Here is a 12,069-nt window from a genome sequence, read left to right as displayed (position 1 = left end):
GGCCGAAGCGGTCGGGCCCGATCACCACAGGAGTGAACCCACATGGGTATGAAGGACCAGTTCCAGGACAAGGCCGAGCGCATGCAGCAGCAGGGCAAGCAGCGGGCCGAGCAGGCGAAGGACCAGTTCCAGAACCGCGACCGCCGTCGCGACGAGGACGAGATGGACCCGTCCTCGCGTCGCCGGGAAGCGGAGGACCGCTTCGAGGAGCGCCGCGACAACGCCTGATCCGTCGCCGCTGAAGTGAAGGGGCGCCCCCCGTCGTACGGGAGGCGCCCTTTCTCATGCCCGGGCGGCCATGTCCCGGCGGTCGGGCCCCAGTACTCACTCCCGGGGCGGCAGGGGCGGACGGGATCGGTCCGGTACGTCCGCGTAACCGGGCGGTGTCGCGGGCGGGTTGGTCTCCAGCAGCTCCAACGCCAGCCGCACCGCCTCGTCCAGCACCGGGTAGCGGCCCTCGGCCCAGTCCAGGGGGGTGCGCAGCGCCTCGACGTCGGGGGCGACGCCGTAGTTCTCCACGGACCAGCCGTACGCGTCGAACCAGGCCGCGTTCATCGGCACCGTGATCACCGTGCCGTCGCCGAGGCGGTGCCGGCCGGTCATGCCGACCACGCCGCCCCAGGTGCGCTGCCCGACCACCGGACCGAGCCGCAGCAGCTTGAACGCGGCGGTGATCATGTCGCCGTCGGAGGACGTCGCCTCGTCGGCGACCGCGACGACCGGGCCGCGCGGCGCGTTGGAGGCGTACGACACCGGCTGCGCGTCGCGGGTGAGGTCCCAGCCCAGGATGGTGCGGGTGAGCTTCTCGACGACGAGTTCGCTGATGTGCCCGCCCGCGTTGCCGCGCACGTCCACGATCAGCGCGGGCCGGGACACCTCCATGCGCAGGTCGCGGTTGAACTGGGCCCAGCCCGAGCCGCCCATGTCGGGGATGTGCAGATAGCCGCACCGCCCGCCGCTCAACTCGCGGACGACCTCGCGGCGTTTGGCCACCCAGTCCTGGTAGCGCAGGGGGCGTTCGTCGACCAGCGGCACGACGGCGACCCTCCGGGACGGTCCCGCGGTGCCCTCGGCCGGTGCGAAGGTCAGCTCCACCGTCGTACCGCCCGCCCCCGCCAGCAGCGGATACGGGCCCGCCGCCGGGTCCACCGGGCGGCCGTCCACGTGAGTCAGCACGGCCCCCTCGCGGATGCCCGTGCCTGCCAGCGGGGAGCGGGCCTTGGAGTCGGAGGAGTCGCCGGGCAGGATGCGCTTGACCACCCAGTGGCCGTCCCGGCAGACGAAGTTGGCGCCGAGCAGGCCCTGCCAGCGCTGGTAGTGCGCCGGGCCCTCGTTGCGCCGGGCGGCGGCGACGTAGGCGTGGGAGGTGCCGAGTTCGCCGAGCACCTCGCGCAGCAGGTCGGCGAACTCGTCCGGGGAGGCGACCCGTTCGACCAGCGGGCGGTACTGGTCGAGCACGGCGTCCCAGTCGATGCCGCACATGCCGGGGTCCCAGAAGTAGGCGCGGATCAGGCGGCCCGCCTCGTCGTAGGCCTGGCGCCACTCGGCGGGCGGGTCGACCACGTGCAGGATGCGGCGGAGGTCGATCCAGGTGGTCGAGTCGCTGTCGCCGGCCTCGGTGGCGGGCACCGCGCGCAGGTCGCCCTCGTCGAGCACGACCAGGCGGGTGCCGTCGCCGCTGACCCGGAACCAGTCGAGGTGGTCGACCAGTTCGGACTTCTTCGCCTTGGCCAGGCCGAAGTGCTCCAGGGTGGGCCGCTCGCTGGGGTCGGCCGGGTTGGCGAAGGTCTCGCCGAGCGCGCCCGAGATCGGCCAGCGCAGCCAGACCAGACCGCCCCCGGCGACCGGTTGCAGCGCCGAGTACTTGGAGGCGGCGACCGGGAAGGGGGTCACCCGGCTCTCCAGGCCCTCGACCTCGACGGTGACCGCGCCGCCCTCGCCGGGTTCGTCCTCCAGGGGGTCCAGACCGCCGGCGGCGGGGCGGCCCTCGGGGTTGAGGGCGAAGGGGGAGGGGGTCGCGGAGGACAGGGGGACCAGGTAGGGGCGGCAGCCCAGCGGGAAGGACAGGTCGCCGGTGTGCACGTCGTACACCGGGTCGAAGCCGCGCCAGGAGAGGAAGGCGAGGTAGCGGCCGTCCCGGGTGAAGACGGGGTTCTCGTCCTCGAAGCGTCCGTCGGTCACGTCGACGACGAGCGGGTCGTGCCCGTTCTGCCCGTTGATCCGGGCCATCTTGATCTGCCGCAGCGAGCGTCCGATGCCCGGGTGGGACCAGGTGAGCCAGGTCCCGTCGGGGGAGAAGGCGAGGTCGGTCACGGGCCCGTTGACGGACCGGATCAGTTCGGTGACGCCGCCTCCGGCCGTACCGGGGCTCTCGGCGTCCTCCGCCGGGCTCCCCGTACCCTCCCCCTCCAGCGCCTCCGCGGCCCCGGCGTCCTCCTCCGCGACGTCGAGCAGCAGCAGCCGGCCGTCGTGGGAGGCGACGGCGAGGCGGTCGCCCGCGGGGTCCGAGGCCAGCTCCAGGATCCGGCCGAGCCCTCCGGTTGCCGCCCGCCGGGCCGCGCGGCCCCCGGTGGCCCGGGGCAGGTGGGCGATCTCCACGGCGTCCTCGCCCGCCGCGTCCGTCACGTACGCGATCCGGCCGCTCTCGCCGAGCATCTCCGGCAGCCGCACCCGTACGCCCGGGGTGTCGGCGAGGGTGCGGGCGGGGCCGTCGCGGTGGGTGAGCCAGTACAGGCTGCCCCGGACGACGACGGCGCTCGCGCGGCCCGTCTCGTCGACGGAGATGCCGCCCACGTTCTGGGCGGCGGGCACCTGGTACGTGCGCCGCCCCGCGCGCGGTCCGCTGAGGCGCACGTCGAGCCGGCGCGGCACCGAGTCGGACGCGAGGTCGTCCACGATCCACAGGTCGCCCGCGCACTGGTACACCACCCGGGTGCCGTCGCTCGCGGCGTTGCGGGCGTAGAACGCGTCGTGGTCGGTGTGGCGGCGCAGGCCGGTGCCGTCGTGGGCGCAGGAGTAGAGGTTGCCGACGCCCTCGTGGTCGGAGAGGAAGGCGATCCGGTCGCCGACGAACATGGGGGCGGCCAGGTGCCCGCCGAGGTCGGGCAGGAGCCGCTCCCCGTGCAGCCAGAGCCGGCCCGTGGCGCCGCCCCGGTAGCGCTTCCAGGCGGCGGGTTCGTGCGGCGGGGTGCCGGTGAGCAGCAGGGTCCGGCGCTCTCCGTCGAGGTCGGCGGCCTGGATGTCGGTGACCGGGCCCCAGGGCAGTTTGCGGCCGGGGTCGCCGTCGGGGCCGACCTTGTAGGCCCAGGTGAGGTGGGAGAAGGGCTCGCCGTGCGAGGCGACGGCGAGGACGGCGGTGGTGCCGTCGGGATCGGGCGGCGACCAGCCGCAGACCCGGGTGTCGAAGCCGCCCCAGTGGGTGAGCTGCCGCCCGGGGCCGCCGTCCACCGGCACCAGGTGGACCTCCGGCACCAGGCTGCGCCAGCTGGTGTACGCGATGTGCCGGCCGTCGGGCGAGAAGCGCGGGTGGCCGGCCTTGGTGCGGTCGACGGTGAGCCGCCAGGCGCGGCCCGGACCGTCGAGGGACGCGAGCCAGAGGTCGTCCTCTGCCACGAAGCAGAGCTGGTCGCCACTGAGGTGCGGAAGGCGCAGATAACTCACCTACCCCATGCTTTTCCGGGCGCCGGGTACCGGCAACTTATGGCGAGCCGACAACCGTGACCCAGGACACGAACGAAACCGTTTCGTTTCGCTAGCGGCTGGGGTACATTCGTCGTGTACGAAACGGTGTCGTTCTGACAGAGTGGACTGGAGAGGGGTGAGCGAGATGACCGGGGCAGCCACCGCGCGTCGCAGTCGGATCACTCCCGAGCGCGAGGCCGAGCTGTACGAGGCCGTGCTCGACCTGCTCCGGGAAGTCGGGTACGACGCCCTGACCATGGACGCCGTGGCGTCCCGTACCCGGTCCAGCAAGGCGACGCTCTACCGCCAGTGGGGCGGCAAGGCCGAGCTGGTCGTCAAGGCCATCCGGCACAACAAGCCCGGCGAGATCGGCGACATCGACACCGGCTCGCTCCGCGGCGACCTGCACGCCCTGATGGCCCGCGAGGACGACTGCACCATGGAACAGAACTCCGCGCTGATGCGCGGCGTCGCCATGGCGCTCCACCAGAACCCGGACCTGCGCCAGGCGTTCCGGGACCAGCTCATCGAACCCGAGATGGCGGAGTTCCGGCGGGTGCTGCAACGCGCCGTCGACCGCGGCGAGATCAGACCGGACTGTCCGGCTCTGGACTTCCTCGTCCACATGATGGTGGGCGGCTTCGCCACCCGCACGCTGCTGGACGACCAGCCGCCGACCCGGGCCTTCCTCGCCTCCTACATAGACGCCGTGATCCTCCCCGCACTCGGCGTCTCCACCACCGACACGTCCCTGTAGCCGAACCCCGGCCGGAACCCTGCTGAACCCCTGCTGAGCCCCATCTGACGTCACCGCTCACGTCGTCGGGCCGTTCCCCCCTGCCCCGAAGTTCCCACGACCTGACCGGGAGTACGCCCCCGTGGCCACGTTCCTCTACAAACTCGGCCGGCTCGCCTTCCGCCGACGACACTTCGTCGCCCTGATCTGGGTGGCCCTGCTGACGCTCGCCGGCGTCGGCGCGGCCAGCGCCCCGCCCGCCGGCACCACGTCCTTCTCCATCCCCGGAACCGAGGCCCAGAAGGCCTTCGACCTGCTGGAACAGCGCTTCCCCGGCCAGAGCGCCGACGGGGCGACGGCACGCGTCGTCTTCAAGGCACCGTCCGGCGAGAAGATGACGGACGCCGGGAACAAGGCGGCCGTCGAGAAGACCGTCGACGAGCTGGCGGACGGCTCCGAGGTCGCCTCGGTCGCCGACCCGTACACCGGCAACGCCGTCAGCAAGGACGGCACCGTCGCCTACGCGTCGGTGCGCTACGACGTCTCCGGCATGGAGCTGGAGGAGTCCACCAAGCACGCCCTGGAGGACGCCGCCGAGCAGGCGCGGGAGTCCGGGCTGACCGTCGAGGTCGGCGGTGACGCGCTCCAGGCCGTACCGGAGACCGGCGCCACCGAGATCATCGGCATCGCGGTCGCCGCGGTCGTCCTGGTCATCACCTTCGGCTCGCTGGTCGCGGCCGGGCTGCCCCTGCTCACCGCCCTGATCGGCGTGGGCATCGGCGTCTCCTCGATCACCGCGCTGGCCAGTGCGCTGGAACTGGGCTCGACCACCTCCATCCTGGCGATGATGATCGGCCTCGCGGTCGGCATCGACTACGCCCTGTTCATCGTCTCCCGCTACCGCGCCGAACTCGCCGAGGGGCGTGAGCGCGAGGACGCGGCGGGCCGGGCGGTCGGCACCGCGGGCTCCGCGGTCGTCTTCGCCGGCCTCACCGTCGTCATCGCCCTGGTGGGCCTCGCGGTCGTCAACATCCCGATGCTCACCAAGATGGGCGTCGCGGCGGCCGGCACCGTCGCCATCGCGGTCCTGATCGCCCTGACGATGATCCCCGCACTGCTCGGCTACGCCGGACGCCGCGTCAAGCCGGCCGGTGCGAAGGGCAGGCTCCTGGGCCGTCGCCGGGGCGGCGAGAAGGCAGAGGCGAAGAAGGAGACCGAGCCGGCCAAGGCCAACCTGGGCACCCGCTGGGCGAGCTTCGTGGTCCGCCGCCCGCTCGCCGTCCTCCTCCTCGGCGTGATCGGCCTCGGCGCCGCCGCGATCCCCGCCGCCGACCTGGAACTCGGCCTGCCCGACGACGGCTCCCAGCCGACGTCCACGACCCAGCGCCGCGCCTACGACCTGCTCTCCGAGGGCTTCGGACCGGGCTTCAACGGCCCCCTGATGGTCGTGGTCGACGCCAAGGGCAGCGACGCCCCGAAGGCCGCCTTCACCCAGGTCTCCGACGAGATCAAGGGCCTCGACGGTGTCGTGGCGGTGACCCCGCCCGCCCCCAACAAGGGCGGCGACACGGCGACGATCAGCGTGATCCCGGACTCCAAGCCGTCCTCCGTGCAGACCGAGGACCTGGTGCACGCCATCCGCGACGCGGGCGGCGACATCAAGGCCGAGACCGGCGCGCAGACCCTGGTCACCGGCTCGACCGCGATGAACATCGACGTCAGCGAGAAGCTGAACGACGCGCTGCTGCCGTACCTGGTCCTCGTCGTCGGCCTGGCCTTCCTCCTGCTGATCGTGGTGTTCCGCTCGATCCTGGTCCCGCTGAAGGCGGCGCTCGGCTTCCTGCTCTCCGTCATGGCGGCGCTCGGCGCGGTCGTCGCGGTCTTCCAGTGGGGCTGGCTGTCCGGCCTGATGGGCGTCGAGGAGACCGGCCCGGTCATGTCGATGATGCCGATCTTCATGGTCGGCGTGGTCTTCGGCCTGGCCATGGACTACGAGGTCTTCCTGGTCACCCGCATGCGGGAGGCGTACGTCCACGGGGAGAAGCCCAGCCAGGCGGTCGTCACCGGCTTCAAGCACGGAGCCAGGGTCGTCACCGCTGCCGCGGTCATCATGATGGCGGTCTTCGCGGGCTTCATCGGCTCCAGCGAGTCGATGGTCAAGATGATCGGCTTCGGCCTGGCGATCGCCGTCTTCTTCGACGCCTTCGTCGTCCGCATGGCCCTCGTCCCGGCGGTGCTCGCGCTGCTCGGCAAGAAGGCCTGGTGGCTGCCGAAGTGGCTGGACCGCGCCCTGCCCAACGTGGACGTCGAGGGCGAGGGACTGCGCACGGCCGAAGAACGGGGCTCCGGCCCCGACGAGGACCGGGAACTGGTGCGCACCTGACCCGCCGCCTCTGACAGGAGGACAGCAGACCAGCCGGTGAGGGCTCCGTGGGGACGGGGCTGCCCTCACCGGCTTCCTCCGTACCGTGGCCGTGCGGGGGGCCCGACCGGGCGCCGCGGAACCAGGTCGCATGTCGGCTACACGTACCGCTACCGTGCCGTCCATGACCACCACCGACGACGCCTCCGCAGCCTCCGCCGCCCACCCCCGTTTCGCCGAGGCCCTGCGCGGACTCGGCCTCGGCGACCTGGCCGCCCAGGCCCGGCGCTTCCCCGAGGCCACGCGTACCGCCACCGAGGCCGCCGCCGCGATCGGGTGCGAGCTGAGCCAGATCTGCAAGTCCCTCATCTTCGCCGCCGACGGCGTGCCCGTCCTGGTCCTCATGGACGGCGCCTCCCGCGTCGACCTGGAGCGCGTCCGGGAGGAACTCGGCGCCGAGAAGGTCACGCGGGCCAAGGCCGACGTCGTACGGGAGACCACCGGATACGCGATCGGCGGCGTCCCGCCCTTCGGGCACCGCAACCCGACCCGCGTCCTCGCCGACCGTTCGCTCCTCGCCCACGAGGTCGTCTGGGCCGCCGCCGGCACCCCCTACGCCGTGTTCCCGATGGCGCCCAAGGACCTCGTCACCACCGCCGGCGCCACCCTCGCGGACGTGCGCGAGCGCTCCGCGTGACCCCTCTGGTCACCGGCGCCGTCCTGCTCGCCGCCGTCACGCACGCCAGCTGGAACGCGATCGCCCACCGGATCACGGACAAGCTCACCGGCTTCGCGCTGATATCCGGCGGCGGGATGCTCATCGGTCTCGCGCTGCTGCCGTTCACGGCGGTCCCGAAGGCCGCGGCCTGGCCGTACCTCCTGGTCTCCGCCGTGCTCCACCTTGCTTTCGGGCAGGGTGCCCGGCGCTTGACGGCCGGGGTGAATGCCCGCTCCCGGGGGATCGGGGCAGGGGTGGCCGAATCGCCGCCAGGGCGATTCGGCGTCGCCGCCCAGGGCGCTGAGGGCGGGCGCGAACAGGGGGTGGTGACGGAAGTTGAGGGCCCTGTGGCCGGTGGGTGGCCGGGAGCGGTCACTCACACAGGTGATGTTGATCGATGGCGTGCCCGGTCGGGGAACGTGTGGGCTAGGTTCGCGGCATGTCACGCTTCCGGATGTACCCGACGTGCGAGCAGGCGAGCATCATGCTCGACCACTGCGCGCACGCCCGGTACGTGTGGAACCTTGCCGTCGAGCAGCACGCGCACTGGCACAGGGGCCGCAGGGCCGCGCCCGGTTTCGCTGAGCAGTGCCGTCAGCTCACCGAGGCCCGGCGGGAGAACGTATGGCTGCGCGCTGGCAACGCCGATGTGCAGCAGCAGGCCCTGAAGGACTTCGCCAGGGCCAAGAGCGCCAGGTTCACCTCCGGCTTCGGTGAGCCGTCGTGGCGCAAGAAGTACGTGCACGAAGGCTTCCGCGTCATCGGCACCGGCCGGGTCGCAGAGTTCGAGGCGGACGGGTCGCCGAAGCTGAACGCCAAGGGCAGGCAGATCATGGGCCGCTTGGTCGTGGTGCAGAGGTTGAACCGGCGGTGGGCGCAGGTGAGGGTGCCCGGCTGCGGGTGGGTGCGCTTCCGCCTGTCTTGCAAGGGCCAAGGTGCCCGCCTGCCCGACGCGAAGACGTTCCGTGTCACCTTCCGCAACGGTCAGTGGCACATCGCGTTCGCCGTTCTCCCCGAGCCGATCGACGTGCACGGCACGGAGGAGGTCATCGGCATCGACCGTGGCGTGAAGATCACCGCAGCCCTCTCGGACGGGCGGAAGCTGAACTGTCCGCAGCTCACCGTCAGGGAACGGGCGCAGATCCGCAAGCGCCAGCGACGGGCTGCTCGCGCTCCGAAGGGCAGCGAGGCCAGGACCGCCGAGTACGCCAAGGTCGCCAGAGTCAAGGCGCGCGAAGCCGACCGGCGTCAGGACTGGTGCGAGAAGACCTCGACCATGCTCGCCCGCACCTACGGCGTGATCCGGTTCGAGAAGCTGAACATCAAGAACATGACCCGCTCGGCGAAGGGGACGGTCGAGCAGCCCGGCACGAGGGTCCGGCAGAAGGCCGGGCTGAACCGGGTGGTCCTCGCCCAGGGGTGGGGCCTGCTGCGGCAGCGTACGCAGGACAAGGCTCCGGGCCGGGTCGAGGACGTTCCCGCACCCTTTACGTCCCTGCGGTGCAGTGCCTGTGGATGGATCGAGAAGAAGTCGCGCAAGAGCCAAGCCGACTTCGTCTGTGTGTCCTGCGGGTTCACCTGCAACGCCGATGAGAACGCAGCGAACAATGTCGCGGCAGGACAGGGCGGCTTCCCCCGCCCCCGGCGGTCGGCCGGTGCCGGAGGGGTGACAACGGCCACCGGCCGTTCGAGCGCCCGTGAACCTCAACCCAATCGGGTTGGAATCCCCCTTCCTTAAGAGGGGGAGGATGTCAAATCGCCTACTACGCCCTGCTGATGCGGTCCTTCCGGCTGGTCGACTTCGGCAAGGCCTCTCCGATCGCCCGCGGCAGCGCGCCTCTGCTGGTCACCGTGGGCGCCGCCGTCTTCGTCCACGAGGTTCCGGACCGCTGGGCGACCGCCGGGGTCCTGCTGGCCTGCGCCGGACTGACGGGCGTCGCCCTGTGAGGGCTGCGCGGACGCCGGCCCGACTGGGCGGCGATCGGCGCGGCCCTCGCCACCGGCGTGAGCATCGGGCGTACACCGTGGTCGACGGGCTCGGCGTACGCGCCTCCGGGACCTCCCTTGGGTACATCGCCTGGCTGATGGCGGTACAGGGGACGGTCCTGCCGGCGCACTTCCTCTACCGCCACCGCGCCGGTGCCTGGGCGCTGCTGCGGCCCCGGGCCGGACTGGGACTGGCCGGCGCGGTGCTCTCCGTCGGCGCCTACGCACTCGTCCTGTGGGCGCAGACGCGCGCCGAACTCGCGCCGATCGCCGCCCTGCGCGAGTCCTCAGTCAAGTTTCGATCAGGCTGTATTGCCTATGGGCATGACGGCTGCCGGGCTTAGCGACCCTGCGCCCTCGTACATTCGCGTCCCGGTGCCTCTGGGTCACCTGCCATTGACCGCCAGGGCTTCCCGCTGTGCGTGAGGCCGTCGTCTGTCCAGCGTGAGAGTCTCAGACCGCGTTCCTGGGGATGCTCACCGCAGAAAACTCCGATGAACGAGAAAGCAGGGGGTGGTGCGTGTGCGACGGGGTGCGCGCGAAGTCATGCTCACGCGACAAGGCGTTGGTGCTATTGCATCGGCATCGCTGGCTGCATTCGGTTTACTGAGTGCGGCATTTCAGGTAGCTCTCGCAGTATGGCCAAGTCTGACCCAACATGACATATGGATTCTGATGTTGCTGGCCAGCAGTTGTCTCGTCGTGGGTGTCTGGCATGCCTGGCCAAAATTCGAAACAGATCACAGGTATAGGTATCCGGATTTTGCAATTCAAGTAAAATGTGGAGATGTACTGAATGAGCCAGAGAACGTGATTGTCGGCTTCACGGACACTTTTGATACCGACCTTGAGGGTGGGATCGTAATCAGCCCTCGCAGCGTGCAAGGCCAGTTTCAAGAAAAATACTATACCGGCTCCACCGGGGATCTTGATTTTGATCTAAGTAGACGGTTGTCTGGAATTCAACTGAGCGCGTCAGAAGATGTCGAGAATAAGCGGAGGGGTAAGCGAGGTCGGTACCCAATAGGAACAACGATTATGCTTGAGCGCTCAGAAAAACGGTTCTATGCCGTAGCCTACGGGTACATGAGGAATGACTTGCGAGTCAGCTGCTCCGTGGATGCGCTCTGGGCGAGCCTCACGGCGGCTTGGAACTCAGTCAGAATCCATGGCGGGCTCGATCCGGTAGCCATTCCTGTAATAGGCTCAGAGTTGGCGCGAGTGGGGTCGCTGGATCGAACAAGTCTGATTAAAATGATCGCTCTATCATTCGTTGCCTCATCGCGCGAGGAGATAGTATCTCGGAAATTGACTATTGTGGTACATCCGAAAGATCGCCATGGTGTTAACTTGGTAGATGTGGAGAGGTTCCTCAGAACACTCTGACCGTAGCGGCGGTGAGGTCGGCACCGCCGCTACCGGCGACTGCCCCGCTTGCTGTTGAGATGGGCTAGACGAATTCAAACAAAAATTGCCATCGGCAAAATTTGGACTGCTGGGTACCTCACGAACGGTTCGTTGGACTGCAAGTTGAATCCCGGGATATTGGTCATGGCGTCGGTCACAGAGCCTGACATGTCTTCCATTTTCCCCACGACAGTTCGACGCGAAAGATTAATAGACTCGCCCTCACGTACCACGCGGGTGACCTTGCCCAAGACGATGAAGTCCCCCGAGCTGAGCTTTTCCGCAACGGCGGCATCGTAGTATTCTGACGACACAGTCAGAACCGCCCTAACTCCTGATGCGGTTTCAAGAACAACGTCATGAATGGGCGACGACTCCAACTCTTCCTTCATCTTCCTCATGAACCTCATCTCGATACTCTGTTCGAACTGCCGGAACTGCTCCGCCATCTCGGCGTATGGGTGTGCTTCGTTCTGGCCTGCTTGCTCGCGATTTTGCGGGTTCCCTGACTTGCGGTTCGCAGATTTTTGGGAGCGCTTTTCCTCAACACTTTGAGAAATGTCTCCCATGTACGACATCGCCTGAGTGAGGATGGCCAGCATTTCCTCCAGGGGATTACCCGTGTACCGGCCTGAGAGTCTTACGAAAGTGCCGGGTGTAACAGCGGCCAACTGGTCTCGGTTCTCGAGTGCCAGGATCGCATTGTCCTGGTGAAGAAAAGCATATAGCCCATTGAAAAGGCTGGCTGCGGTGTGGTGACGTGCCACTCTGGTCTCAGCAGTCTCGGCAACAGGGTGGCCGCCTTCCGCGCTAAGAGAAGCTTCCAATCCCAGAAGCGCCCCCAAGGAAGGTAGCTTCATCTCGCCCTCGTGGTTTGGCTTTCCCGCCCGAAGTTTTTCCTTCTGGACGGTCTGCTCGCTGGAGAGGTGCACTCCTCCCTCAAGGTAGGCAAGGAAACTAACCATCATCTGCACGTCGAGGTATAGGGGGTGAGCCAGTTCGTAGTCAGCCATGTCATTAGGCTTAGCACACACTCGTGGTGAGGTGCGGCTGTTTGGACGCAAGTTAGATCGAACGAAGGGGTCAGCAAGCTGAGGGCGCAATTAGTGGGGCGAATCGGATAAATGCCCTAATTGTGGCGGAAGGTGCCTCTGGGGATGCCGGCCTCTCTCCCCAGGT

General features: G+C 68.8%; 8 protein-coding genes and 2 pseudogenes. 8 read left to right on the top strand and 2 right to left on the bottom strand.

Annotation, left to right across the window (positions count from 1 at the left end):
• Nucleotides 1–42: 42 nt before the first annotated feature.
• Nucleotides 43–228 (top strand): hypothetical protein, encoded by a 186-nt coding sequence (locus ACFC1X_RS23985; protein WP_376356767.1) that lies wholly within the window; start codon nt 43–45, stop codon nt 226–228.
• Between the two features lie 96 nt (nt 229–324).
• Here the strand turns inward: ACFC1X_RS23985 and ACFC1X_RS23980 are convergent, their stop codons facing one another.
• Entirely contained in the window at nt 325–3,660 is a 3,336-nt protein-coding gene (locus ACFC1X_RS23980; protein ID WP_376356765.1) for a S41 family peptidase, read from the bottom strand.
• A 166-nt stretch (nt 3,661–3,826) separates the two neighbouring features.
• Here ACFC1X_RS23980 and ACFC1X_RS23975 point away from each other — a divergent pair, with 166 nt between their 5' ends.
• The 7 genes and pseudogenes from ACFC1X_RS23975 (at nt 3,827) to ACFC1X_RS23945 (ending at nt 10,869) form a co-directional block, all read left to right on the top strand.
• Nucleotides 3,827–4,438, top strand: a complete 612-nt coding sequence (locus ACFC1X_RS23975; protein WP_376356763.1) for a TetR/AcrR family transcriptional regulator — start codon at nt 3,827–3,829, stop codon at nt 4,436–4,438.
• A gap of 121 nt (nt 4,439–4,559) precedes the next feature.
• Nucleotides 4,560–6,800 carry an MMPL family transporter gene (locus tag ACFC1X_RS23970; RefSeq protein ID WP_376356761.1) on the top strand — a complete coding sequence of 747 codons (2,241 nt, stop codon included), beginning with the start codon at nt 4,560–4,562 and terminating at the stop codon, nt 6,798–6,800.
• A 163-nt stretch (nt 6,801–6,963) separates the two neighbouring features.
• Nucleotides 6,964–7,476, top strand: a complete 513-nt coding sequence (locus ACFC1X_RS23965; RefSeq protein WP_376356759.1) for a YbaK/EbsC family protein — start codon at nt 6,964–6,966, stop codon at nt 7,474–7,476.
• Nucleotides 7,473–7,688, top strand: a pseudogene (locus tag ACFC1X_RS23960) (EamA family transporter); the annotation flags it as partial. The gene ACFC1X_RS23965 and the pseudogene ACFC1X_RS23960, both read left to right, overlap by 4 nt.
• A 293-nt stretch (nt 7,689–7,981) precedes the next feature.
• Nucleotides 7,982–9,235, top strand: a complete 1,254-nt coding sequence (locus ACFC1X_RS23955; RefSeq protein ID WP_376356757.1) for an RNA-guided endonuclease InsQ/TnpB family protein — start codon at nt 7,982–7,984, stop codon at nt 9,233–9,235.
• Nucleotides 9,236–9,249: 14 nt separating this feature from the next.
• A pseudogene (locus ACFC1X_RS23950) lies at nt 9,250–9,827 on the top strand (EamA family transporter); the annotation flags it as partial.
• Between the two features lie 202 nt (nt 9,828–10,029).
• The gene (locus ACFC1X_RS23945) at nt 10,030–10,869 is read left to right on the top strand and encodes a macro domain-containing protein (protein WP_376356755.1); all 840 of its coding nucleotides are present in this window, start codon (nt 10,030–10,032) and stop codon (nt 10,867–10,869) included.
• A gap of 74 nt (nt 10,870–10,943) precedes the next feature.
• Here ACFC1X_RS23945 and ACFC1X_RS23940 read toward each other — a convergent pair whose 3' ends face one another.
• Nucleotides 10,944–11,903: a hypothetical protein gene (locus ACFC1X_RS23940; RefSeq protein WP_376356753.1), complete on the bottom strand. Its 960-nt coding sequence runs from the start codon at nt 11,901–11,903 to the stop codon at nt 10,944–10,946.
• Nucleotides 11,904–12,069 lie beyond the last annotated feature (166 nt).

The organism is Streptomyces sp. NPDC056128 (genome assembly GCF_042263835.1).
GTDB lineage: Bacteria > Actinomycetota > Actinomycetes > Streptomycetales > Streptomycetaceae > Streptomyces.
The sequence above is the reverse complement of the archived record's forward strand: the minus strand, read 5'-3'. Positions and strand labels throughout refer to the sequence as shown.

What these genes read in the sequence shown, in the direction of transcription:
- ACFC1X_RS23985 (WP_376356767.1), top strand. Translation starts at nt 43, where the DNA reads ATGGGTATGAAGGACCAGTTCCAGGACAAGGCCGAGCGCATGCAGCAG.
- ACFC1X_RS23975 (WP_376356763.1), top strand. Translation starts at nt 3,827, where the DNA reads ATGACCGGGGCAGCCACCGCGCGTCGCAGTCGGATCACTCCCGAGCGC.
- ACFC1X_RS23965 (WP_376356759.1), top strand. Translation starts at nt 6,964, where the DNA reads ATGACCACCACCGACGACGCCTCCGCAGCCTCCGCCGCCCACCCCCGT.
- ACFC1X_RS23955 (WP_376356757.1), top strand. Translation starts at nt 7,982, where the DNA reads ATGCTCGACCACTGCGCGCACGCCCGGTACGTGTGGAACCTTGCCGTC.
- ACFC1X_RS23945 (WP_376356755.1), top strand. Translation starts at nt 10,030, where the DNA reads ATGCTCACGCGACAAGGCGTTGGTGCTATTGCATCGGCATCGCTGGCT.
- ACFC1X_RS23940 (WP_376356753.1), bottom strand. Translation starts at nt 11,903, where the DNA reads ATGGCTGACTACGAACTGGCTCACCCCCTATACCTCGACGTGCAGATG.